Annotated in this window: 25 protein-coding genes; 20 read left to right on the top strand and 5 right to left on the bottom strand. The window is 60.9% G+C overall.

What is annotated here, in order from left to right; all coding sequences use genetic code 11:
- The first annotated feature begins 136 nt into the window (after positions 1 to 136).
- From CD58_RS20490 to araH, 8 genes are all read left to right on the top strand, one after another.
- Positions 137 to 742: a DUF4823 domain-containing protein gene (locus CD58_RS20490; RefSeq protein WP_025214849.1), complete on the top strand. Its 606-nt coding sequence runs from the start codon at positions 137 to 139 to the stop codon at positions 740 to 742.
- 15 nt (positions 743 to 757) lie between these two features.
- On the top strand, positions 758 to 1318 hold the full coding sequence (locus tag CD58_RS20485; RefSeq protein WP_025214848.1) for a DUF1285 domain-containing protein: 561 nt from the start codon (positions 758 to 760) through the stop codon (positions 1316 to 1318).
- Between the two features lie 174 nt (positions 1319 to 1492).
- Positions 1493 to 2239, top strand: coding sequence for a FadR/GntR family transcriptional regulator (locus CD58_RS20480; RefSeq protein ID WP_025214847.1), 747 nt, complete (start codon positions 1493 to 1495; stop codon positions 2237 to 2239).
- The gene (locus tag CD58_RS20475; RefSeq protein ID WP_025214846.1) at positions 2236 to 3111 is read left to right on the top strand and encodes an SMP-30/gluconolactonase/LRE family protein; all 876 of its coding nucleotides are present in this window, start codon (positions 2236 to 2238) and stop codon (positions 3109 to 3111) included. The genes CD58_RS20480 and CD58_RS20475 overlap by 4 nt, the downstream gene beginning before the upstream one ends.
- 236 nt (positions 3112 to 3347) lie before the next feature.
- On the top strand, positions 3348 to 4166 hold the full coding sequence (locus CD58_RS20470) for an SDR family oxidoreductase (RefSeq protein ID WP_025214845.1): 819 nt from the start codon (positions 3348 to 3350) through the stop codon (positions 4164 to 4166).
- Positions 4167 to 4340: 174 nt separating this feature from the next.
- Entirely contained in the window at positions 4341 to 5345 is a 1005-nt protein-coding gene (locus tag CD58_RS20465; protein ID WP_025214844.1) for a substrate-binding domain-containing protein, read from the top strand.
- Between the two features lie 74 nt (positions 5346 to 5419).
- Positions 5420 to 6964 carry an L-arabinose ABC transporter ATP-binding protein AraG gene (araG, locus tag CD58_RS20460; protein ID WP_025214843.1) on the top strand — a complete coding sequence of 515 codons (1545 nt, stop codon included), beginning with the start codon at positions 5420 to 5422 and terminating at the stop codon, positions 6962 to 6964.
- Between the two features lie 10 nt (positions 6965 to 6974).
- Positions 6975 to 7943 carry an L-arabinose ABC transporter permease AraH gene (gene araH, locus CD58_RS20455; RefSeq protein ID WP_025214842.1) on the top strand — a complete coding sequence of 323 codons (969 nt, stop codon included), beginning with the start codon at positions 6975 to 6977 and terminating at the stop codon, positions 7941 to 7943.
- A 380-nt stretch (positions 7944 to 8323) separates the two neighbouring features.
- Here araH and CD58_RS20450 read toward each other — a convergent pair whose 3' ends face one another.
- Both CD58_RS20450 and CD58_RS20445 read right to left on the bottom strand, forming a co-directional pair.
- Positions 8324 to 8704, bottom strand: a complete 381-nt coding sequence (locus CD58_RS20450; protein WP_025214841.1) for a Rho termination factor N-terminal domain-containing protein — start codon at positions 8702 to 8704, stop codon at positions 8324 to 8326.
- A 32-nt stretch (positions 8705 to 8736) separates the two neighbouring features.
- Positions 8737 to 9084 (bottom strand): hypothetical protein, encoded by a 348-nt coding sequence (locus CD58_RS20445; protein ID WP_025214840.1) that lies wholly within the window; start codon positions 9082 to 9084, stop codon positions 8737 to 8739.
- A 177-nt stretch (positions 9085 to 9261) separates the two neighbouring features.
- Between CD58_RS20445 and CD58_RS20440 the strand changes: the two genes are divergently transcribed.
- Positions 9262 to 9744, top strand: a complete 483-nt coding sequence (locus CD58_RS20440; RefSeq protein ID WP_003179435.1) for a GNAT family N-acetyltransferase — start codon at positions 9262 to 9264, stop codon at positions 9742 to 9744.
- A 5-nt stretch (positions 9745 to 9749) separates the two neighbouring features.
- On the opposite strand, the gene CD58_RS20435 is transcribed toward CD58_RS20440, so the two are convergent.
- Positions 9750 to 10382, bottom strand: a complete 633-nt coding sequence (locus tag CD58_RS20435; protein WP_025214839.1) for a glutathione S-transferase family protein — start codon at positions 10380 to 10382, stop codon at positions 9750 to 9752.
- Positions 10383 to 10568: 186 nt separating this feature from the next.
- Here CD58_RS20435 and CD58_RS20430 point away from each other — a divergent pair, with 186 nt between their 5' ends.
- From CD58_RS20430 to CD58_RS20410, 5 genes are all read left to right on the top strand, one after another.
- Entirely contained in the window at positions 10569 to 11552 is a 984-nt protein-coding gene (locus CD58_RS20430; protein WP_025214838.1) for a 2-dehydro-3-deoxygalactonokinase, read from the top strand.
- A gap of 19 nt (positions 11553 to 11571) precedes the next feature.
- Positions 11572 to 12192, top strand: a complete 621-nt coding sequence (locus CD58_RS20425) for a 2-dehydro-3-deoxy-6-phosphogalactonate aldolase (protein WP_025214837.1) — start codon at positions 11572 to 11574, stop codon at positions 12190 to 12192.
- A 49-nt stretch (positions 12193 to 12241) separates the two neighbouring features.
- Positions 12242 to 13390, top strand: coding sequence for a galactonate dehydratase (gene dgoD, locus CD58_RS20420; protein ID WP_003179439.1), 1149 nt, complete (start codon positions 12242 to 12244; stop codon positions 13388 to 13390).
- 190 nt (positions 13391 to 13580) lie between these two features.
- Positions 13581 to 14891, top strand: coding sequence for an MFS transporter (locus tag CD58_RS20415; protein ID WP_025214836.1), 1311 nt, complete (start codon positions 13581 to 13583; stop codon positions 14889 to 14891).
- A gap of 61 nt (positions 14892 to 14952) precedes the next feature.
- Complete coding sequence (locus tag CD58_RS20410) at positions 14953 to 15756, top strand: IclR family transcriptional regulator (RefSeq protein ID WP_025214835.1); 804 nt, start codon at positions 14953 to 14955, stop codon at positions 15754 to 15756.
- A 6-nt stretch (positions 15757 to 15762) separates the two neighbouring features.
- Here CD58_RS20410 and CD58_RS20405 read toward each other — a convergent pair whose 3' ends face one another.
- Entirely contained in the window at positions 15763 to 16815 is a 1053-nt protein-coding gene (locus tag CD58_RS20405; protein WP_025214834.1) for an NAD(P)-dependent alcohol dehydrogenase, read from the bottom strand.
- A gap of 182 nt (positions 16816 to 16997) precedes the next feature.
- Between CD58_RS20405 and CD58_RS20400 the strand changes: the two genes are divergently transcribed.
- Positions 16998 to 17888 (top strand): AraC family transcriptional regulator, encoded by an 891-nt coding sequence (locus tag CD58_RS20400; RefSeq protein ID WP_025214833.1) that lies wholly within the window; start codon positions 16998 to 17000, stop codon positions 17886 to 17888.
- A 183-nt stretch (positions 17889 to 18071) separates the two neighbouring features.
- On the opposite strand, the gene CD58_RS20395 is transcribed toward CD58_RS20400, so the two are convergent.
- A complete protein-coding gene (locus tag CD58_RS20395; protein ID WP_025214832.1) occupies positions 18072 to 19736 on the bottom strand; it encodes an electron transfer flavoprotein-ubiquinone oxidoreductase in 1665 nt (554 codons plus the stop codon).
- 545 nt (positions 19737 to 20281) lie between these two features.
- On the opposite strand from CD58_RS20395, the gene CD58_RS20390 reads away from it, so the two are divergent.
- From CD58_RS20390 to CD58_RS20370, 5 genes are all read left to right on the top strand, one after another.
- Positions 20282 to 21031: an electron transfer flavoprotein subunit beta/FixA family protein gene (locus CD58_RS20390; protein WP_025214831.1), complete on the top strand. Its 750-nt coding sequence runs from the start codon at positions 20282 to 20284 to the stop codon at positions 21029 to 21031.
- Between the two features lies 1 nt (position 21032).
- Complete coding sequence (locus CD58_RS20385; protein ID WP_025214830.1) at positions 21033 to 21962, top strand: electron transfer flavoprotein subunit alpha/FixB family protein; 930 nt, start codon at positions 21033 to 21035, stop codon at positions 21960 to 21962.
- Positions 21963 to 22053: 91 nt separating this feature from the next.
- A complete protein-coding gene (locus tag CD58_RS20380; protein ID WP_025214829.1) occupies positions 22054 to 22878 on the top strand; it encodes a substrate-binding periplasmic protein in 825 nt (274 codons plus the stop codon).
- 9 nt (positions 22879 to 22887) lie between these two features.
- Positions 22888 to 23247, top strand: coding sequence for a DUF4398 domain-containing protein (locus tag CD58_RS20375; RefSeq protein ID WP_025214828.1), 360 nt, complete (start codon positions 22888 to 22890; stop codon positions 23245 to 23247).
- Positions 23244 to 24053, top strand: a complete 810-nt coding sequence (locus CD58_RS20370) for an OmpA family protein (RefSeq protein WP_025214827.1) — start codon at positions 23244 to 23246, stop codon at positions 24051 to 24053. Before CD58_RS20375 ends, CD58_RS20370 begins: the two co-directional genes overlap by 4 nt.
- Positions 24054 to 24216 lie beyond the last annotated feature (163 nt).

The raw sequence follows: 24216 nt of genomic DNA, 5'->3' as shown, positions 1-24216 counted from the left end.
CGCTGCCCAGCGGGAGCAAGCTCCCTCGCCACAACAGCATTCCAGGCTGAAAATCCAGTCAATCTCCTGGTCTGGCGCAAAAGCTGCATCCACTGGCCATTCGCCGGTTTTCCGACACCGGTTTTTGGAGGGTAGGATGCGTAGCCTGGTTTTGCTGCTGGCCGTTTTGGCGCTTGGTGGCTGCATGAATGTCAGCGACATGGGAGAGGGCGTTCGTTATCACATGAGCGATGCCGGCCTGCTGGATCATAGCGACAGCCGTCGAGTGAACAATCTGCGTATTCAGCCGGATTCCTTCATCTACATCGCCCAGGGAGCCTTTGCTCCGCCAGGCAGTGCCTATCCACGTCCCAATGTGGTGGCCGAGGAAGCCTTCAATGGCTTTATCGAGTATTTCCCCATGGTCCGTCGCGCCCGGGCTCCCGAAGGACTCGATCAGGCCATGGGCGAAGCCCGTTCCGCCGGTGCCCATTACTTGCTCTACACCCGGTTTGCCAAAGCCGACAACCGCATCGGCAACACCGACGAGTGGCAGGATGAAGAAGCCGTGGATCGCCTGGGGGTCGACACCAGCGTGATTCAAATCATGTTGATCGAGACCAGCACCCAGTATTTGATTGATACTGCTCGTATCAAGAGTCGTGGCGGTTTACTGACGTTGCACGACAAGCAGCCACAAGACCTCATCGCTACACCGTTGCGTGAATATGCCCGCAGCCTGCTGGGGATGAGCGACGAATAAATACAAGGAGTCACCATGAGCGGACCGCAAAAAGCCAATGACTTGCTGGGGCAAATCCCCAAGACCAAAGGGCTGCCGCCGGTCCACTTGTGGAACCCCGACTTCTGCGGCGATATCGACATGCGCATCGCCCGGGACGGCACCTGGTATTACCTGGGCACGCCGATCGGGCGAAAGCCGATGGTCAAGCTGTTCTCCACCATCATCCGCCGCGACGGCGATGATTACTTCCTGATTACCCCTGTGGAAAAAGTCGGCATCAAGGTCGACGATACGCCGTTCGTGGCCGTGACCCTTGAGGTTGAAGGCGAGGGAGAAGGGCAGTTATTGCGCTTCACGACGAATGTCGACGAAACCACTGAGGCCGGCGACGAACATCCGATGCGGGTGGTGATTGATCCCCAGACCCAGGAACCCGCGCCTTATGTGCATGTGCGCAGCAATCTCGAAGCGCTGATCCATCGCAATGTGTTCTACCAACTGGTGGAGCTGGCGGTCAGTCGCGAGATCGATGGGCAGAGATGGCTGGGCGTGTGGAGTGGCGGCGTGTTCTTCCCGATCGGCCTGGAGCCTTGAACCCTGTGGGAGCGGGCTTGCTCGCGAAGGCGTCGGCACATCCAGCATCTTCTTGACTGACCCACCGCTTTCGCGAGCAAGCTCGTTCCCACAGTGGCCAAGTAAAATTCAAATTGACACCCAATCATATGATGATTAGCGTGGGCCTCCAATAAGAGTGGCCCTGGGGTGTTCATGTCCAGCAGTTTTCATGCATCGACCGTCGATTGGCTGGGTGGCTGGATAGCCGCCGGCCAGGTCAAGCCTGGGCAGACCATCAAGGTTGAGGCGGACCTGGGCCAGCAACTGGGCGTCAGCCGCACGGTCATTCGCGAGGCGATCAAGACCCTGGTGGCCAAGGGCATGCTGGAAGTCGGGCCGAAAGTCGGCACGCGAGTGTTGCCGGTGCGGCGCTGGAACCTGTTCGACCCACAAGTGGTCGGCTGGCTGTCACGCAGCGGCCTGCCGGAAAACTTCGTCGATGACCTGCTGGACCTGCGCCGTACCATCGAGCCGATGGCGGTGCGTTGGGCCTGCGAGCGGGCCACGGCCGACCAGGTGCAGGCAATCCGCCTGGCTTATCATGCGCTGGAGCGGGCCGTGGACAGCGGCGCCGATTACAACCGCGCCGACCAGTTTTTCCACGAGTGCATCCTCGCCGCCAGCCATAATCAATTCATCGAACAAATGGTCCCGGCCCTGGGCGCGCTGTTGGCGGTATCGTTCGAGGTGTCGGCTGCCGATCCGGATGAACTACGCCGCACATTGCCCATCCACAAGGATATCGCCGACGCCATCGAGGCCCGTGACGCGGCGCGGGGCGTCTGGGCCTGCATGACCCTGATCGATAACGCTGACCTGGCCATCAAGCGCTTTTACCCTAACGTCATGGCCGGTCGAACAGACGCCACCGGGCAAACTGGGAACGGGAGGTTTCAATGAAGTGGACGGCTGTTACGGAACATCGGGCGACATTGGGCGAGGGGCCGTTCTGGGATGAGCCGACCCAGGCCTTGTACTGGGTCGATATCGCCGGCAAGCAGGCGCTGCGGTTGATCGGCGCCAATGTGCAGATCTGGCAGATGCCCGAGCACGTGTCCGCGTTCATCCCGACGCAGAGTGGCGACGCACTGGTGACGCTGAGCAGTGGTGTCTACCGGCTGGACCTGGATTCGCCGGGCCTGGAACCACGCCTGACCCTGCTGTGCATGGCCGATCCGCAACCCGGCAATCGTCCCAACGAAGCCCGTTGTGATGCCCTGGGCCAACTCTGGCTCGGCACCATGCAGAACAACATCGGTGAAGCGGGCGAAGACTTGCCGGTCGAGCGACGGTCCGGGGGCCTGTTTCGCGTCGGAGGCGATGGCCGGGTCATGCCGTTGTTGCGCGGACTGGGCATCCCGAACACCTTGCTGTGGAGCCCCGATGGCACCACGGTGTATTTCGGCGAAAGCCTCGACGGCACGTTGTATCGACACTTTATCTACCCTGAAGGCCACCTGGCACCCGCCGAGGCCTGGTTCGGTCCCCACCCGCGCGGTGGGCCGGACGGTTCGGCGATGGATGCCCGGGGTTATATCTGGAACGCGCGCTGGGACGGCAGTTGCCTGTTGCGGCTGCATCCGGATGGCCATGTCGACCGGGTGATCGAGTTACCCGTCAGTCGCCCAACCAGCTGTGTGTTTGGGGGGGAAGACCTCAAGACCTTGTACATCACCAGTGCCGCGAGTCCTTTGGGTCATCCCCTGGACGGCGCGGTACTGTCGATGCGGGTCGACGTACCGGGCGTGGCCTGTACTCGGTTTGCGGGATGAATCCCAAAATATGGGATGTAAATATATATATTGAGATTATTCGGCGGTCGGGTTTATAGTCGGCTCCATCAGCAATACGCACTCACACTAAAAAAACAAAACAGGTGAAGTGATGCAACGATCCTCCCCCGTACGCCCCGGTGGCATACGCGACTCACTGTTTTTTGCCACGCCTTTTGACCGGCCATCCCTGGGTGCCCGGTTTTTGTCGTGCCTGCGAACAGGGGTCTTGATCCATGGCTGAGGCTCTTGTCTTGCCGCCGGTGCCTGAGCCGCCGAAGGGCGAGCGCCTGAAAAACAAGGTGGTGCTGCTGACCGGCGCTGCCCAGGGCATTGGCGAGGCGATCGTCGCCGCGTTCGCTTCGCAACAGGCACGGTTGGTGATCAGTGACATCCAGGCCGAGAAGGTCGAGGCGGTGGCCGCCCATTGGCGTGAACGCGGGGCCGATGTGCACGCACTACAGGCCGATGTGTCGAAGCAGCAGGACTTGCAGGCCATGGCCCGTCGTGCTGTCGAGCTGCACGGCCGCATCGATGTGTTGGTCAACTGCGCGGGCGTGAATGTCTTCCGTGATCCGCTGGAAATGACCGAAGAAGACTGGCGTCGCTGCTTCGCCATCGACCTGGATGGCGCCTGGTACGGCTGTAAGGCGGTATTGCCGCAGATGCTCGAGCAGGGCGTGGGCAGCATCATCAACATTGCCTCCGTCCATTCGTCCCACATCATTCCCGGCTGTTTCCCTTACCCGGTGGCCAAGCACGGCCTGCTCGGCCTGACCCGCGCCCTGGGCATCGAGTACGCGCCCAAAGGGGTGCGCGTCAACGCCATTGCACCGGGGTATATCGAAACCCAACTGAACGTCGACTACTGGAACGGCTTTGCCGATCCTCATGCCGAACGCCAGCGTGCGCTGGATCTGCACCCGCCACGGCGCGTCGGGCAACCGATCGAAGTGGCAATGACGGCCGTGTTCCTGGCCAGTGACGAAGCACCGTTTATCAATGCCTCATGCATCACCATTGATGGAGGACGTTCGGTCATGTACCACGACTGAATATTCCTGGATTGCAGTGGGAAACTTCGCCTGTAATCCAATCATCATACGATATGACTATTTAGGCCTATGCTGTGTAGCAACTTGATGTAACCGCCCAGCCTGCGCATTTCCACCGTCGGTGGAGCAGACCCTGGACGTTTGGCTTTCAATAAAAAAAACAAGGAGTCAACTATGAATCATCGTCGTGGGATCCGTTCCCTGTGTCGCGCCGCCTTGGCGGTTACCGCGGTCAGCCTCAGCAGCAGCTTGCTGGCGGCTGATCCCGTGAAAATCGGTTTTCTGGTCAAGCAGGCCGAGGAGCCTTGGTTCCAGACCGAATGGGCGTTCGCCGAGAAGGCGAGCAAGGACAAAGGCTTCGAATTGATCAAGATCGCCGTGCCCGACGGCGAGAAAACCCTCTCGGCCATCGACAGCCTGGCCGCCAACGGTGCCAAGGGCTTCGTGATCTGCCCGCCGGATGTGTCCCTCGGCCCGGCCATCATGGCCAAGGCCAAGCTCAACGATCTCAAGGTCATTGCCGTGGACGACCGTTTCGTCGACGCCAGCGGCAAGTTCATGGAAGACGTGCCGTACCTGGGCATGGCCGCGTTCGAAGTGGGCCAGAAGCAGGGCGCTGCCATGGCCGCTGAAGCGAAAAAACGCAACTGGGAGTGGAAAGATACCTACGCGGTGATCAACACCTTCAACGAGCTGGACACCGGCAAGAAGCGCACCGACGGTTCGGTCGATGCCCTGAAGAAAGCCGGGATGCCGGAAGACCATATCCTTTATTCGGCGCTCAAGACCCTCGACGTACCCGGCAGCATGGACTCCACCAACTCGGCGTTGGTGAAGCTGCCAAGCGCCGCGAAGAACCTGATCATCGGCGGCATGAACGACAACACCGTGCTGGGCGGCGTGCGCGCCACCGAAGCAGCTGGGTTCAAGGCCGACAACGTGATCGGCATCGGCATCAACGGCACCGACGCCATCGGTGAGCTGAAGAAACCGAAAAGCGGCTTCTTCGGTTCGATGCTGCCAAGCCCGCACATCGAAGGCTACAAGACCGCCGAGATGATGTACGAGTGGATCACCACCGGCAAGGAACCGCCGAAGTACACCGCCATGGACGAGGTGACGCTGATCACCCGGGAGAACTTCAAGCAGGAGCTGGAAAAGATCGGCCTGTGGAACTGACGGTCGGTTGATTCAAAAGCGGCCCTGGTCACCGAATGGCGGGGCCGCTTGATCTCTGTAAGTTCGAGGTGGTTATGCAAGCGCAAACAGCGACACGGCAACACAACATTGGCGGCAGCTTGCGGTTCAACGGGATCGGTAAGTCCTTTCCCGGCGTGCAGGCGTTGGCCAATATCAGTTTCGTCGCTCATCCGGGGCAGGTCCATGCCTTGATGGGCGAGAACGGCGCGGGCAAGTCCACGTTGCTGAAAATCCTCGGTGGCGCCTATATCCCGAGCAGCGGTGACCTGCAGATCGGCGAACAGACGATGGCCTTCAAAGGCACCGCCGACAGCATCGCCAGCGGGGTAGCGGTGATTCACCAGGAGCTGCACCTGGTGCCGGAAATGACCGTGGCTGAAAACCTGTTTCTCGGCCATTTGCCGGCGCGTTTCGGCCTGGTCAATCGTGGCGTGCTGCGCCAGCAGGCGCTGACGCTGCTCAAAGGCCTGGCCGACGAAATCGATCCGCAGGAAAAAGTCGGTCGCCTGTCCCTCGGCCAGCGCCAATTGGTGGAAATCGCCAAGGCCTTGTCCCGTGGCGCCCACGTCATTGCTTTCGACGAACCCACCAGTAGTCTGTCGGCCCGTGAAATCGACCGTTTGATGGCGATCATCGCCCGCTTGCGAGACGAGGGCAAAGTGGTGCTGTACGTCAGCCACCGCATGGAAGAAGTGTTCCGTATCTGTAATGCGGTAACGGTGTTCAAGGACGGTCGTTATGTCCGGACCTTCGAAAACATGAGCGAGCTGACCCACGATCAGTTGGTCACGTGCATGGTGGGGCGCGATATCCAGGACATCTATGACTACCGTCCTCGGGAGCGTGGCGATGTGGCGTTGCAGGTGAAGGACCTGCTGGGGCCGGGCTTGCGCGAACCGGTGAGCTTCCAGGTGCACAAGGGTGAAATCCTTGGATTGTTCGGGCTGGTCGGTGCCGGTCGTACCGAGCTGTTTCGCTTGCTCAGTGGCCTGGAGCGCCAGAGCGAGGGAAGTCTCGTGCTGCACGGCAAGGAATTGAAACTGCGTTCGCCCCGGGATGCCATCGCGGCTGGCGTGCTGCTCTGCCCGGAAGACCGCAAGAAGGAAGGCATCATTCCGCTGGGCAGCGTGGGCGAGAACATCAACATCAGTGCCCGTCCGGCTCATTCCGCGCTCGGCTGCCTGCTGCGCGGCGACTGGGAGCGGGGCAATGCCGACAAGCAGATCAAGTCGCTGAAGGTGAAGACCCCGGCGGCTAGCCAGAAAATCATGTACCTGTCCGGCGGCAATCAGCAGAAGGCGATTCTCGGTCGCTGGCTGTCGATGCCGATGAAAGTCCTGCTGCTGGACGAGCCGACCCGTGGCATCGATATCGGCGCCAAGGCGGAGATCTACCAGATTATCCACAACCTGGCGGCCGACGGCATCGCGGTGATTGTGGTGTCCAGCGACCTGATGGAAGTGATGGGTATTTCCGACCGAATCCTGGTGCTTTGCGAAGGGGCCATGCGCGGCGAGCTGTCGCGTGACCAGGCCAACGAATCCAACCTGCTGCAACTGGCGCTGCCGCGCCAACGCGTTGCCGACGCGGCGAACTGAGAGGTAAATCATGACCATTCAAAACAATGCACTGCCAACGGCACGCAAACCCCTGGACCTGCGTCGTTTCCTGGATGACTGGGTCATGCTGCTGGCGGCCATCGGTATCTTCGTGCTCTGCACCTTGATGATCGACAACTTCCTGTCGCCGCTGAACATGCGTGGCCTGGGCCTGGCGATTTCCACCACCGGCATCGCGGCCTGCACCATGTTGTATTGCCTGGCGTCCGGGCACTTCGACTTGTCGGTCGGTTCGGTGATTGCCTGTGCCGGCGTGGTCGCGGCGGTGGTGATGCGCGACACCAACAGCGTGTTCCTCGGCGTCAGCGCGGCGCTGGCGATGGGGCTGATTGTCGGCTTGATCAACGGCATCGTCATTGCCAAGCTGCGGGTCAATGCGTTGATTACCACACTGGCGACCATGCAGATCGTCCGTGGCCTGGCCTACATCTTTGCCAACGGCAAGGCGGTGGGTGTCTCGCAGGAATCGTTCTTCGTGTTCGGCAACGGTCAACTGTTCGGCGTGCCGGTGCCGATCCTGATTACCATCGTCTGCTTCCTGTTTTTCGGCTGGCTGCTGAACTACACCACCTACGGGCGCAACACCATGGCCATCGGTGGCAACCAGGAAGCGGCGCTGTTGGCAGGGGTGAACGTTGATCGCACCAAGATCATCATCTTCGCCGTGCATGGCTTGATCGGCGCCCTGGCCGGGGTCATCCTGGCGTCGCGCATGACCTCGGGCCAGCCGATGATCGGCCAGGGCTTCGAGCTGACCGTGATCTCGGCCTGCGTACTGGGTGGGGTGTCGTTGAGCGGCGGTATCGGCATGATTCGCCACGTCATTGCGGGTGTGCTGATTTTGGCGATCATCGAGAACGCGATGAACCTGAAGAACATCGACACCTTCTACCAGTACGTCATCCGCGGCTCGATCCTGCTGCTGGCGGTAGTGATCGACCGTTTGAAACAACGCTGAGACTTGCGTCGGCCGGGCTGTCCCTCGCGGGCAGGCCCGGCTTTTTGGCCTGGTGCAGACCCAGCAATGTGGGAGCGGGCTTGCCCGCGAAGGCGATGGTACATTCAGCATTGATGCAAGCTGACCCACCGCTATCGCGAGCAAGCTCGCTCCCACAGTTCTTGAGTCCGGCACTACACTGCAACGCACCGCAAACCCCATGCGGGAGCGGGCTTGTCCGCGAAGGCGATGGTACATTCAGCATTGATGCAAGCTGACCCACCGCTATCGCGAGCAAGCTCGCTCCCACAGTTCTTGAGTCCGGCACTACACTGCCACGCACCGCAAACCCCATGTGGGAGCGGGCTTGCCCGCGAAGGCGTCCTCCCTGACGCCGACGATCATCCCGCCTTGCGCAGGGCTTCGATCAGCTCTTGCTTACGCATCTTCGATCGCCCGGAAATATTCTTCGCCCGGGCTTCCTTCATAAGGCTGTCCACCGTCTGGGCCCCGTGGGAGGCTTTGCTGGTGCGTGGATGGCCTTCGCGGGTCTTGGCGGCACGTCGGGCTGATTCCTTGCGGTCGGTTTTCTTTTCCGCGGCCGGTTTGGCCTTCCCTGAACCGCCGGAACGTTCGCCGCCGCCGGACTGTTTGTTGACCGTCGCCCAGGCGCGTGCCTCGGCTTTGTCCTCGGACAGGCCTTTGTTCTCGTAACTCTTTTCGATGTGTTCGGCCTTGCGCTTTTGCTCGGCGGTGTATTTGTCTTTGCTTCCACGAGGCATGGGATTTTCCTCCTCAAGTGTCTGAGCAGAGGCTACTGGCTGGCGGCGCCGCCTTCGGAACCCGAACCACCGGTCGTGGTTTTCGAGCCCACGCCGGTCTCGGCGTTGTCAGGGGTGTTGGAGTCCGGCGTATTCAAGCCGCCCTGACGCCCCATGTCATTGCCTTGCACACGCGGATCGGTGCCGTTGCCAGTGGCGGGCTGGCCATTGTTCAGGCCGCCGCCGGTACCGTCGGTGTTCAACTTGGGCATGCCTTGTGTAGCGGGGGAATTGGGTGCCTGCACCGGGTCGGTTGGTCCGGTGCCGGAGGTGGAAGCCGCGAAAGCGATTGAAGACAGCAGCGTGGCAAATGTGAATGCAGTCAGCCTTGAAGTGATCATGGTGTCGCCTCCATTTTTCAGAATGCTTGCCTGATCTTTGGCCTCGCCGGATTTGGGTTGGTGCCTGGGGAGCGACGAATGGTGTTTTGGGCCCGGCCCCTCAAATTTATCTTGAAGTGTGACGAGCGCCCTCAGGCGGCTTAGTATGGCGCTTTCAATTGGCTACAAGGCCCGTTCATGTCGATCGAGATCCGTCCTGCGCAACCCAGCGATGCGCCTCAAATCCTTGCCTTCATCACTGAGCTGGCCGATTACGAAAAGGCCCGCCACGAGGTCATCGCCAGTGTGGCGGACATCGAGCGTAGCCTGTTCAGCGAGGGTGCGACCGCCCATGGGCTGATCTGCCTGCGTGACGGCGTGCCGATTGGTTTCGCGGTGTTTTTCTTCAGTTACTCCACTTGGCTGGGCAGCAACTGCCTGTACCTCGAAGATTTGTACATCACGCCGGAACAACGCGGCGGCGGGGCGGGCAAGACCTTGTTGCGCCACCTGGCGAAAGTGGCCTGTGACAATGATTGCGGTCGTTTCGAGTGGAGCGTGCTGGACTGGAACACCCCGGCTATCGAGTTCTACAAATCCCTCGGTGCGCAACCCCAGGAAGAATGGGTGCGCTACCGAATGGACGGTAAGGTGCTACGGGATTTCGCCCAGGGCAACTGAGCCGTTCATGAGTGCGCGGCGGATGCGTACTCGGCAAACCCCGGCCGTTGTTCGAGGCGTTTGCAGTAGGCGGCCACGGCTGGGTAGTCGGGACGCTCCATGGGCGCCTGGCGCCAGCGGTGCACGGACAGGCCGATGAGCACATCGGCGAGGGAAAAATCTGCACCGGCCACATAGGCGCCGGTGCGGTTCAACTGTTGTTCCAGCAACCCCATCTTCTCGTTCCAGCCTTTGATCCCGGCGGCAATGCGCTGCGGGTCCTGGAAATCCGGATTCTTGCGCACCAGTGCGTGGAACGCGTAGCCCCAGGACGGGTTGAGTTCCGTCGCCTGCCAATCCATCCACTGTTCGATCCGCGCCCGGGCAGCAGGCTCGACCGGCAGCAGATCGCTGCGCCCGTGCTTGCCCACCAGATAACGACAGATCGTGTTTGATTCCCAGAGCACACCGTTCTCATCAATGATCACCGGCACTTGGGCGTTGGGGTTGAGTGCCAGGAATGCCGGATCATGGGTCGAGGAAAAACCTATGCCCCAGTCTTCGCGTTCGTAGGCGATTTCCAGTTCCTGGCAGGTCCACAACACTTTTCTGACGTTGATAGAGGAAGTGCGGCCGAGGATTTTCAACAGTTGTCCCATAACGTTTCCCTGAGTGCTGAGGCGGTCCGATCAGAAAACGTAGCAGGGTCGTGGAGGAATGGCGATTGGATTTTTGTTGATCTTCGTATCCCATTATGTGGGAGTGATATTTATATATTGAGATTTTGCCGCGCCCAGGTTTATAGTCCGTTCACTCACTGCCAAAAAACAGAACAGGTGAAACGGATGCAGGCGCAATTGATTGCGCTCGATTGGGGGACCACCTCATTACGGGCTTACAAACTCGCCGCCGGGGGCGAGGTGCTCGAACAGCGCTCGCTGTCCTCGGGGATCATGCAGTTGCCTTCCGGGCCGCGGACCCTGGCCGGTCGCGTGTGCATCGACGGCTTCGAACTGGCCTTCGACGAGGCCTGCGGCGATTGGCTCGATGCGCAGCCAGGCCTGCCCGTCATTGCCTGCGGCATGGTCGGTAGCGCTCAAGGCTGGCGCGAAGCGCCTTACTGCGACACGCCCGCCAACGTCGCCAATCTCGGACACTCCCTACAAACCGTACGCAGTCTTCGCGGTGTCGATGTGCATATCGTGCCGGGAGTGATCCAGCGTTCACGGTTGCCCAATGTGATGCGCGGTGAAGAGACCCAGGTGCTCGGCGCCTTGCATAGCCTGCCGAACGAAGCGGTGCTGATCGGCCTGCCCGGTAGTCATTCCAAATGGGTGGAAGTCGCCGACGGTTGTATCGTGCATTTCGACACCTTCATGACCGGCGAGATCTTCGCCGTGCTCAGCGACCACAGCATTCTCGGCCGCACCCAGCAGCGCGGCGCGACGTTCGACGGTCAGGCCTTTGATCGTGGTGTGCAGGTGGCGCTGTCGGTGGACGGCCAGATCGGCCCGTTGTCCACCGTGTTCAGCGCCCGCAGCCTGGGCTTGACGGGCGAACTGGGGGCCAGCGCCCAGGCGGATTACCTCTCTGGCCTGTTGATTGGCCATGAGCTGACGGCGCTGGCCACGGTACAGCGTCGGCGGCGCGACAGCATCCACCTGCCGACGGTGGTGTTGATCGGCAATTCCCAACTCTGTGCCCGTTATCAACGGGCCCTCGACGCCTGCGGTTTCGCCCGGGTGACCCTGGCCGAGCAGGCCACCGAACGTGGTTTGTGGCAACTGGCCGTGGCGGCCGGACTGCTCGACTCCACCGCATCGCGTTAAACCTGACTGGAGGTCTGACATGCTCACACAAGCACTGGCGCACAACGGGCTGATCGCAATCCTGCGCGGTCTGCGTCCCGAGGAGGCGGCCGCCATTGGCGACGTCCTCTACAGCGCCGGATTTCGTGTTATCGAAGTGCCGCTCAATTCCCCCGAGCCGTACGAAAGTATTCGCATCCTGCGCAGTACCTTGCCCTCCGATTGCCTGATCGGTGCCGGCACGGTGCTTACGCCGGAACAGGTCGAGCAGGTGAAAGCCGCCGGCGGCCAAGTGATCGTCATGCCCCACAGCGACCCGAAAGTACTGCGGGCGGCGAAAGCGGCAGGGCTCTATTTGTCGCCAGGCGTCGCCACACCCACCGAAGCCTTTGCCGCACTGGCCGAAGGTGCCCACGTGTTGAAGATGTTCCCGGCTGAGCAAATGGGCCCGGCGGTGGTCAAGGCCTGGCTGGCAGTGCTGCCGGCCGGGACCGTGCTGGTGCCGGTGGGCGGGATTACGCCGGACAACATGGCGGTGTTCGTCGAGGCTGGGGTCAAGGGTTTTGGCCTCGGTTCCGGGCTGTTCAAGCCAGGGATGACGGCCGATGAGGTGGCGGTGCGCGCCAAGGCCTACGTGGTCGCGTGGAATGCCTTGAACTGAAGACTTATCCAGCGCCCCGTGCGCTGCATCTGACAAGAGAGACAACAAGATGAAAATCACCAAACTGACCACGTTTATCGTTCCGCCGCGCTGGTGCTTCCTCAAGGTCGAAACCGACGAGGGCGTGACCGGTTGGGGTGAGCCCGTGGTCGAAGGCCGTGCCCACACGGTGGCGGCTGCCGTTGAAGAATTATCTGACTACCTGATCGGTAAAGACCCACGCAACATCGAAGATATCTGGACCGTGCTGTATCGCGGCGGTTTCTACCGGGGGGGCGCCATTCACATGAGCGCCCTGGCCGGCATCGACCAGGCGCTGTGGGATATCAAGGGCAAGGCCTTGGGCGTGTCGGTCAGCGATTTGCTCGGTGGTCAGGTGCGCGACAAGATCCGCGTGTATTCGTGGATCGGCGGCGACCGGCCGGCGGACACCGCCCGGGCGGCGAAAGAGGCCGTGGCGCGGGGCTTCACCGCAGTGAAGATGAACGGTACCGAAGAGCTGCAGTTTCTCGACACCTTTGAGAAAGTCGACCTCGCCCTGGCCAACGTGGCGGCGGTGCGGGACGCGGTAGGGCCGAACGTCGGCATTGGCGTGGACTTCCACGGCCGGGTGCACAAGCCGATGGCCAAGGTGCTGATGAAGGAACTCGATCCCTACAAGCTGATGTTCATCGAAGAGCCGGTGCTCAGCGAAAACTACGAAGCGCTCAAGGAACTGGCGCCGCTGACCAGTACCCCGATTGCCCTCGGTGAGCGGTTGTTTTCCCGTTGGGATTTCAAGCGCGTGCTCAGCGAAGGCTACGTGGACATCATCCAGCCCGATGCATCCCACGCCGGCGGCATCACCGAAACCCGCAAGATCGCCAACATGGCCGAAGCCTACGACGTGGCGCTGGCGCTGCACTGCCCGTTGGGGCCCATCGCCCTGGCGGCGTGCCTGCAATTGGATGCGGTCTGCTACAACGCGTTCATCCAGGAGCAAAGCCTGGGCATCCATTACAACGAGAGCAACGACCTGCTGGATTACATCAAGGATCCACAGGTGTTCGACTACGACAAAGGCTTCGTGAAAATTCCTAACGGCCCGGGCCTGGGCATTGAGATCAACGAGGAATACGTCATCGAACGCGCGGCCATCGGCCACCGCTGGCGCAACCCGATCTGGCGCCATGCCGATGGCAGTTTTGCCGAGTGGTGATCGCCTAGACACCCACTGTCCCTGTGGCGAGGGAGCTTGCTCCCGCTCGACTGCGCAGCAGTCGCAGAGATGTCAGCCCATACATCCAGGGGGCTGCTGCGCAGCCCAGCGGGAGCAAGCTCCCTCGCCACGGGTCGACTGGACTGCTCATTCGTTTCGACCTCAATAAACATAAGAAGAGGCACCTCACATGCAAGCGCACACCCTGAGCGCGCAAGCGTCGTTGGTGACGCCCAGCCGCAAGCGTTTTTTCATCATGGTCCTGCTGTTCATCACCGTGGTGATCAACTACCTGGACCGCAGTAACCTCTCGATTGCCGCCCCTGCGCTGACCAGCGAACTGGGCATTGATCCGATCCATGTCGGGCTGATTTTCTCGGCATTCGGCTGGACCTACGCAGCCATGCAGATTCCCGGCGGCTGGCTGGTGGACCGGGTACCGCCACGCATTCTGTACAGCGTGGCGCTGCTGCTGTGGTCGCTGGCCACGGTGATGCTCGGTTTCGCCGCCAGTTTCATCGCGCTGTTCGTCCTGCGCATGGCGGTCGGTGCCTTGGAAGCGCCGGCATACCCGATCAACAGCCGCGTGGTCACCACCTGGTTTCCAGAGCGTGAGCGGGCTACGGCCATCGGTTTCTACACGTCCGGGCAGTTCGTCGGGTTGGCCTTCCTGACGCCAGTACTGGCGTGGCTGCAACACGCGTTCGGTTGGCACATGGTGTTTGTCGCCACCGGCGCGGTGGGCATTCTCTGGGCGGTGATCTGGTACGCGGTGTATCGCGAGCCGCGGGACTTCAAAGGCGCCAATGCCGCCGAAATCGAGCTGATCCGCGAAGGCGGCGGGCTGGTGGATATCCAGGCCGATACGGCGAAGGCCAAGGCAAAATTCAGCTGGACCGACCTGGGTATTGTCCTGACCCAACGAAAATTGTGGGGCATTTACCTGGGCCAGTTCTGCCTCAACTCCACGCTGTGGTTTTTCCTGACGTGGTTCCCGACCTACTTGGTGAAATATCGTGGTATGGACTTCATCAAGTCTGGCCTGCTGGCGTCGCTGCCATTTCTCGCGGCGTTCGTGGGCGTGTTGTGTTCCGGGTTCTTCTCCGACTGGCTGATCCGTCGCGGCGCCACGGTGGGGTTTGCCCGCAAGCTGCCGATCATTGGCGGCCTGTTGATTTCCACCGCGATCATCGGCGCCAACTTTGTTGAATCGACACCGCTGGTGATCGCTTTCCTGGCCCTGGCGTTCTTCGGCAACGGCCTGGCGTCGATCACCTGGTCACTGGTCTCCACACTGGCGCCGGCGCGGTTGCTCGGGCTGACGGGCGGGGTGTTCAACTTCATCGGTAACCTGGCTGCCATCGCCACGCCGATCGTCATTGGCTTTCTCGCCAGCGGCGATTCGTTTGCCCCGGCCATTACCTACATCTCTGTTCTGGCGTTGGCTGGCGCGCTGTCCTACATCCTGCTGGTGGGGAAGGTCGAGCGCATCGAGTTGTAGTCCGACGAGGCGGGCGACCATAATGCCGCCCGTTCCCCCCGCTCACTGTTGAAGGCCGGCTATGCAGCAAGACGATCCAAAAACCACCAAGGACGCAGCGCCTACAGGCACCCAGACATTGCTGCGCGGCCTGGGTGTCGTGCAGGCGGTCGCCAGCGGCGCCCGTGACTTGAAGGAAATCGCTCGGCTGATCGGTACCACCCGCAGCACCACCCATCGCCTGGCCAGTTGCCTGGTGGACGAGCGTTATCTGCGGGTGGTGCCGCAAGTGGGTTACCTGCTGGGGCCGAAGCTGATCGAGCTGGGTTTCCAGGCCCGGGAAGAATTGCCACTGGTCAGTCTGGCGGGGCCGTACCTGGACGAGCTGTCGGCGCTGACCGGGGATACTGTTCACCTGGCGATTCGTGAGGGCGACGAGGTCTTGTACCTGCTGAAGAATCCGGGGCGTAACGGCCCGGAAATGCGCTCGCGCGTAGGCCATCGCATGCCGTTGGCGCGCACGGGGATTGGCAAGGCGCTGATGCTCGATGACGCTCAGGAACAATGGAAACGGCTGTACGAAATCAGCCTTCCGGCCGGCGGGAAAAATCAGTTCTGGCCCCAGCACCAAGAGCAATCCTGGGAACAGTTCCAGCAACGGATGGTGGAGTATGTGGCGGGGGGCTATGCGTTCGACCTGGAAGACAACGAACCGTCGATTCGCTGCGTGGCGGCGCCGATTCGTGACGCTGGCAAGCGCATCGTTGCCGGCATCAGCATCGCTAGCACCGTGCCATATATGCCGCTGGAAAAAATGGCCGAGCTGATTCCCCTGGTCAAAGGGGTCACAGCCCGGCTATCGGCGGAACTGGGTGCCAAGGTTTGACGAAGGTCAGGCCTTGAGCGTCGCCATGTCGATGACAAAGCGGTACTTCACGTCCCCGGCGATCATGCGGCTGTAGGCCTCGTTGATCTGGCGGATGTCGAGCATTTCAATGTCGCAGCTGATGTTGTGTTCGGCGCAGAAATCCAGCACTTCCTGGGTTTCTGCGATACCGCCGATCAACGAGCCGGCCAGGACGCGACGACCCAAGATCAAGTTGGCCGCATGGACCGGTGGATCGATCGGCTCGACCAGGCCCACCAGGATGTGTACACCATCGAAATGCAACGTGTTGAGGTAGGGGTTGAGGTCGTGTTGCACCGGAATGGTGTCCAGCAGGAAGTTGAAGCGCCCTGCGGCAGCGGCCATCTGCTCGGCGTCGGTGGACACGATCACATGGTCGGCGCCCTGGCGACGGGCCTCGTCAGCCTTGCTGGCCGAGCGGGTGAACAGCGTCACCTCCGCGCCCATGGCCTTGGCGAACTTGATGCCCATGTGACCGAGACCGCCCATGCCCAGCACGCCGACCTTGTCGCCGGCCTTCACGCCGTAATGCTTGAGGGGCGAGTAGGTGGTGATGCCGGCACAGAGAATCGGCGCGGCGCTGGCTGGGTCGAGGCCTTGCGGGATACGCAGCACAAAGTGCTCGTTGACCACGATGCTGTTGGAGTAACCGCCCATGGTGTGGCCGCCGCTGATACGGTCCGGGCTGGCGTAGGTCTGGGTCATGCCTTCGAAACAGTATTGTTCCAGGTTGGCGTGGCAAGCTTCGCACTCGCGGCAGGAGTCGACCATGCAGCCAACGCCCACCAGGTCGCCGACCTTATAGCGCGTGACGTCCGCGCCGACGGCGGTGACCTTGCCGACGATCTCATGGCCCGGCATCAGCGGGTAGACAGCGATGCCCCATTCGTTGCGAGCCTGGTGAATGTCGGAGTGGCAGACGCCGCAGTAAAGAATGTCGATCGCCACATCGTCGGCCTGCGGGCTGCGCCGCTCGAACTTCATGGGGGCGAGGGGGGCGGTGGGCGATTGAGCGGCGTATCCGATGGCGGTGTACATAATGGACCTCGCTAAGCAGTGAACAGTGGTGAGGCGATCTATTCTGGTAGCCATGGCGGCATTCGGCGATGGTGATTCCTACGGGTGTCATGCCTAATCCTCCGACCTTGGCCGTGGATTGGTTCTATGTGACGCTAGACCTGCGATGATGTTTCCATCCCTTTTTCCGTGAAGTTTTTCCCATGTTTCTGACCCGTCATCTCGATGCCAACGCGGCGCTGGTTTCGCTGATCGAACCCCTGGCGACCCGTGACGGCTTTATTCCTACACGGTTGCCTGGCGTGCAAGTGCTGCGGTGCAGCCAGGACATTGCCCGTGGCCCGCAGCTCTACGAGCCGAGCCTGGTGATCATTGCCCAGGGCAGCAAACTGGCGTACCTGGGGCCGCGTACGCTGGAGTACGGCGCTGGGCATTACCTGATCCAGGCGTTGCCGGTGCCGTTCGAGTGCGAAACCTATGCCATGCCCGATGCTCCGCTGCTCGGGATATCCGTTGCGATCGATCGGGTGCTGTTGGGCGAGCTGGTGCTGGCAATGGGGTTGATGCCGGGGCGAAGCCTCGCGGCCCAGACGCCGGAGTCCATGACCAGTGCCGTGCTCGATGGCGCCATGCGCGGATGCGTCGAGCGTCTGTTGCAGTGCTTGCACGACCCGCTGGAGTGCCAGGTCATGGGCCAGGCGCGGTTGCGCGAACTACTCTTCGCCGCCTTGCGCGGGCCCCAGGCCGATGTGCTGCGGGCGCTGGTGGAGCAGCAAGGGCAGTTCGCCCGGATTGCCGCGGCCCTGAGCCATCTGCATGCACACTTCACCGAGCCGCTGAACGTCGAGACGCTGGCCAGTTGCGCGAACATGAGCGCCTCGACCTTCCATGAGCATTTCAAGCGCAGCACGTTGTTGTCGCCCGTGCAGTACCTCAAGCGCTTGCGTCTGCTCAAGGCTCAGCGACTGCTGCTCAGCGAAGGCTTGGGCGTGGCCCAGGTCGCGCATCAAGTGGGGTATCAGAGTTCGTCGCAGTTCAGCCGGGAGTACAAACGCTACTTCGAGCGCAACCCCGGGGAAGAGCGCGCCGCCTGATCCCGCGAGGTTCCCTGTGGGAGCGAGCTTGCTCGCGATAGCGGTAAATCAGTCGACGTTGATGTTGAATGATAAATCGCTATCGCGAGCAAGCTCGCTCCCACATGCGGACTGTTGTGTCTCTTGAATTGCAGGCAACAAAAAGGCCCCCATTGCGGGAGCCTTGATGTTCAGCGAATCGGCTTACATGTTCGGGTAAGTCGGCCCACCGGCGCCTTCCGGCGAAACCCAGGTGATGTTCTGTGCAGGGTCCTTGATGTCGCAGGTCTTGCAGTGAACGCAGTTCTGGGCGTTGATCTGGAAGCGCTTCTCGCCGTCTTCCTTGGTGACCACTTCATACACGCCGGCCGGGCAGTAGCGTTGGGCCGGTTCGTCGTACAACGGCAGGTTCTTGCTGATCGGGATGCTCGGGTCGGTCAGCTTCAGGTGGCAGGGCTGTTCTTCTTCGTGGTTGGTACCGGAGATGAACACCGAGCTGAGCTTGTCGAAGCTGATCTTGCCGTCAGGTTTCGGGTAGTCGATCTTCTTGCAATCGGCCGCCAGTTTCAGACAGGCATAGTCGGGCTTGTTGTCATGCAGGGTGAACGGCAGCTTGCCGCCGAAGATGTTCTGGTCGAGCCAGTTGAAGCCGCCCCCGATGATGGCGCCGTACTTATGGATCGCGGCACCGAAGTTGCGACTGGCGAACAGCTCTTCATACAGCCAGCTGGCCTTGAAAGCGTCGACGTAGGTGGTCAGTTCGTCCGCGCCTTCGGAACCTGCGAACAGAGCATCGGCCACGGCATCGGCAGCGAGCATGCCGGACTTCATCGCGGTGTGGCTGCCCTTGATCTTGGCGAAGTTCAGGGTGCCGAGGTCGCAACCGATCAGCGCACCACCCTTGAAGACCATTTTCGGCAGCGAATTCAGGCCGCCCTTGCAGATGGCGCGAGCGCCGTAGCTGACGCGCTTGCCGCCTTCCAGATACTGCTTGAGCACCGGGTGATGCTTAAGGCGCTGGAATTCATCGAACGGCGACAGGTAGGTGTTGCTGTAGGACAGGTCGACGATCAGGCCGACCACCACCTGGTTGTTTTCCAGGTGATAAAGGAACGAACCGCCGGTGTTCTCGGTGCCCATGATGTCCAGCGGCCAGCCGGCGGTGTGCACCACCAGGCCTGGTTGGTGTTTGGCCGGGTCGATTTCCCAGATTTCCTTCAGGCCGATGCCGTAGTGCTGGGCGTCGGCCTCGCTGTCCAGGTTGAAGCGCTTGATCAGTTGCTTGCCGATGTGGCCACGGCAGCCTTCGGCGAACAGGGTGTATTTTCCGCGCAGTTCCATGCCTGGGGTGTAGAGGCCTTCCTTCGGGTGGCCTTCACGGTCGACACCCAGGTCGCCAGTGATGATCCCGCGCACGACACCGTTCTCGTCGAACAGCGCTTCCTGGGCGGCGAAGCCCGGGTAGATCTCCACGCCCAGGTTTTCGGCCTGCTGGGCCAGCCAGCGGCACAGGTTGCCCAGGGAAATAATATAGTTGCCTTCGTTGTGCATGGTCTTGGGCACAAAGAAGTCAGGGATTTTGCTCGCGGTCTCGGCGTTTTTCAGGACATAAATGTCATCGCGTTTGACGGGCGTATTCAGCGGCGCGCCGAGTTCTTTCCAGTCCGGGAACAGTTCGTTCAGGGCGCGGGGTTCGAACACCGCGCCGGAGAGAATGTGCGCACCGACCTCGGAGCCTTTTTCGACCACGCAGACGCTGATTTCCTTACCGGCTTCGGCGGCCTTCTGTTTCAGTCGGCAGGCGGCAGACAGGCCAGCGGGGCCGGCACCGACGATGACCACGTCGAATTCCATGTATTCGCGTTCCACAGGCTATCTCCTACTCAAGGCTCTACAGTTTTTTCTAATTGGAGGTTTGGCGTTGCATCCGTTGTTTCCTTCGAAAAGCGACGAAAGCGACAATGGATGACACGCGGTTCTCTCTTAAGCGGCGCATTATATCTACACCACTCTCAGGGTCCAATACAAACGTTCGTTTGAAATTGCCGCAGCCCAGATAAATCACTGACGTACGGCTTATGACTGACCATTTTGCCGTATTGACCGGAATAGGCGTTCCGGTCAAGATACGGTCGGTTTTGCGCTCGCCGTAGGCTGACTGTTGGTTTCAAGAGCACCTCTAAAGACAGGGCGAAGGCAGCACAAAGTGACGTATTGCGTGGTTCGGACGCGCAGTTTACACGCCGCGATAATGAATGACTCGTCGGTCATCACTGACGAACGGTCTTCACTCCCGTGTGCTAGGTCATGTGTGGTTCATGCCGGCGTTTTTAGAGGTGCCCTTGCGCCCATGAGCATCAACCGCCAGGTTCGCCTAGGCGACTTTCTTTTCACCGGAGAGTAACGAGGAATCCATGAAGGTTCTTGTAGCTGTCAAACGAGTGGTCGACTATAACGTCAAGGTTCGCGTCAAAGCGGACAACTCCGGCGTCGACCTCGCCAACGTCAAGATGTCGATGAACCCTTTCTGCGAAATCGCCGTAGAAGAAGCCGTACGCCTGAAAGAAAAAGGCGTGGCGACTGAGATCGTCGTCGTCTCCATCGGCCCGACCACCGCCCAGGAACAACTGCGCACCGCGCTGGCACTGGGTGCCGATCGCGCCATCCTCGTCGAATCCACCGAAGACCTGACCTCCCTGGCAGTGGCCAAGCTGCTCAAGGCCGTTGTCGACAAGGAACAGCCATCGCTGGTGATCCTCGGCAAACAGGCTATCGACAGCGACAACAACCAGACCGGCCAGATGCTCGCTGCATTGAGCGGCTACGGCCAGGGCACGTTCGCGTCCAAGGTCGAAGTCAGCGGTGACAGTGTTGCCGTGACCCGCGAAATCGACGGCGGCGCGCAGACGGTTTCCTTGAAACTGCCCGCCATCGTCACCACCGACCTGCGTTTGAACGAGCCGCGCTATGCGTCCCTGCCAAACATCATGAAAGCCAAGAAGAAGCCGCTTGAAGTGCTGACACCTGACGCTTTGGGCGTTTCCACCGCCTCCACCAACAAGACCGTGAAAGTCGAAGCGCCGGCTGCACGCAGCGCGGGCATCAAGGTCAAGTCGGTGGCTGAACTGGTCGAGAAACTGAAAAACGAAGCGAAGGTAATCTGATATGACTATCTTGGTAATCGCCGAACACGATAACAAGGCGCTGGCTCCGGCCACGCTGAACACCGTTGCTGCCGCTGTCAAAATCGGTGGCGATGTCCACGTTCTGGTGGCCGGGCAGGGCGCTGGCGCCGTTGCCGAAGCCGCTGCGAAAATCGCTGGCGTGGCAAAAGTGCTGTCGGCTGACAACGCCGCCTACGCGCATCAACTGCCGGAAAACGTCGCGCCACTGGTGGCGGAGCTGGGCAAGGCTTACAGCCACATCCTGGCCGCCGCCACGTCCAACGGCAAAAACATCCTGCCGCGCGTTGCCGCTGCGCTGGACGTCGACCAAATCTCCGAAATCATCTCGGTAGAAAGCGCCGACACCTTCAAGCGTCCGATCTACGCCGGTAACGCCATTGCCACCGTGCAATCGAACGCGTCGGTCAAGGTCATCACCGTCCGCGCCACCGGTTTCGACCCGGTTGCCGCCGAAGGTGGTTCGGCTGCCATTGAAGCTGTTGCTGCTGCCCACGACACTGGGATCTCCAGCTTCGTTGGCGAAGAGCTGGCCAAGTCCGATCGTCCTGAACTGACCGCTGCCAAGATCGTCGTTTCCGGCGGCCGTGGCATGCAGAACGGTGACAACTTCAAGCACCTGTACGCCCTGGCCGACAAGCTGGGCGCTGCCGTCGGCGCTTCCCGCGCGGCGGTCGACGCAGGTTTCGTACCCAACGACATGCAGGTCGGTCAGACCGGCAAGATCGTTGCACCACAGCTGTACATCGCCGTCGGTATCTCCGGCGCGATCCAGCACCTGGCCGGCATGAAAGACTCCAAGGTGATCGTAGCGATCAACAAGGACGAAGAAGCACCGATCTTCCAAGTGGCCGACTATGGCCTGGTGGCGGACCTGTTCGAAGCCATCCCTGAGCTGGAGAAGCTGGTCTAATCCGGCGTCTTCACTTATAAAGAGCCCGGCCCTTTGGCCGGGCTTTTTATTTCTGCATTATTTGTTTTCGCTGCAAGGGGAGCGTATTGCCATGGATCTTCGCCGTTTGGCCGGCTGGTCGTTGCTGTGGGCGCTGGCGGGTGTGCCGGGCCTGTCTGCCGCCGCTGGCAAGTGTGAGCGGTTGATCGCCACCGGCAGCCCGGATGCGCCACCCTACCTTTGGCAAGACCCTCAGGACCCCAAGCACTTGATCGGCGCCGGTGCCGACCTGCTCGCGCAGGTGGCGGGGGAGTTGGGCATCAAGATCGAATTGCTTTACGCCGGCAAGCGCGCCCAGGCACTGGACGAAGTGCGCAGCGGACGCATGGACCTGCTCACCGATGCTCCGCTGACCAGCACCGGGCTTGAAGCCTTGGACTACGTTCATCCGCCCTTGCTGGAAAACGATTACCTGGTCTGGACCCGCAAGGATTCGACACTGGTCATCAATCAGCCCGAAGACCTACAGGGCCATCCCGGCGCGTTGTCGGAAAAGGCACGCATGACTCCGGGATTCGGCGTTTTTGCCGAGCAGAAATTGTCCCTGACCCGCACGCCCAACCTGACCCAGGCTTTTCAGAAACTGCTGTTGGGAGAGGTGGAATATGTCCTGGCGGGGCGCTATTCGGGCCTGGCAATGGCGCAGACACTGGGGATGGCGAACGACCTGCAGGGCGCACCGCAACCCGTGGATAAACCGGGACTGTTCCTCGCGGTTTCCCATAACTCTGCCTGCAATGACCCATGGTTACGCGGACAGCTGGCGCAAAAGATGACAGAATTGGCCGCGTCCGGCCTGACGGAGGCTGTGTTGCAGCGCAATCTCGAACGTTGGAAAACACAGTTGCAGCCACCTGTCGGTGCCCCAAAACAGTAGGGAACATTAGTGACTATTCGACCTCTTTTCGCTGCCCTGGCCGTTCTGGCTCTGGCGGGCTGCGCAGCCGATCCGGCGCCGAATGAACAGATCCGCCTGACCGAACAGGCACTGGAACAAGCCCGGGCCGTGGGTGCCAATGCCGACGAAGTGCCCGAATTGAAACTGGCTGAAGAAAAATTCGCCCGGGCCAAATCCAACATGACCGACGAATCGTACAAGAAGGCGCGCATGCGCGCCGAACAGGCCGAGCTGGATGCGCGCCTGGCCGAAGCGAAGGTGTTGACCCTCAAGAGCCAGGAGCAACTGAACGTGCTCGACACCCGCATCAAGCGCTTGCGCAAACAGTTGAGGGAGGATGCCCAATGAAGCACTCCCACGTATTGGGCGGCCTGGTCCTCGCAGGGTTGGCCAGTTTGTATGGCTGCGCCGGCCAGCGCAGCGAAGCAGCACTCGAGCAGGCCAGTACCGACTTCCAGAAGGTCAAGGAAGACGCCAACGTATTACGTGCCGCCCCCCGGGACGTGATCCGCGCTGGCGAGTCCCTGGCCCGTGCCGATCGCTTGTCCTCCTACTGGGGCAGCGGTGAGGATGTGCAGCATTACGCCTACCTGAGCCAGCGCTACAGTGAGATCGCCCGGGAACACAGTAATCAGCTGCTTAACGAAGAGCGTGCGGCGAAGCTTGAACTGGAGCGCCAGCGCCTGCAATTGGCGCTGCGTGAATCCAAGCTGCTGAGTGTGCAGCAGCAAGGCAAATGGCTCGAAGAACAGATCATGGCGATGGCGACCACCCAGACCGATCGCGGCTTGGTGATGACCCTCGGTGACGTGCTGTTCGACACCGGCGAAGCGGAGTTGAAGAACTCGGCCAACCGGGTCGTGCTCAAGATCGTGCAGTTCTTGCAGCTCAATCCCAAGCGCGTGGTGCGCATCGAGGGCTACACCGACAGCACCGGGGGCAAGCAGGAAAACCTCAAGCTGTCGCGGGATCGCGCACAGGCGGTGGCGGACGTGCTGGTGGATCTGGGGATTGACGAAAAGCGTATCCAGGTCGAAGGCTACGGCGACCAATACCCGGTGGATGTCAACGCTTCCGAGCGTGGCCGGGCACAGAACCGTCGCGTTGAAATTGTGTTCTCCGACGAGAAAGGCCAGCTCGGCGCCGCCCGCTGAGGGCTGCGTCACTGGAAAACCCGGCCCGTTCAACGGCGCCGGGTTTTTTTGGGCCCGCAAATTGTCCTATGAGGGGTACAGTTAGAGCTGTCACTCCACTGTACTGTCGAGTAATCTGGCAACTGTCCCCGTACACTTCTAAACTGTTCCGGTATCGTTTCCG

It is taken from the genome of Pseudomonas brassicacearum, from assembly GCF_000585995.1.
Taxonomy (GTDB): Bacteria; Pseudomonadota; Gammaproteobacteria; order Pseudomonadales; family Pseudomonadaceae; genus Aquipseudomonas; species Aquipseudomonas brassicacearum_A.
This window is presented reverse-complemented; position numbering and strand designations above follow the sequence as displayed.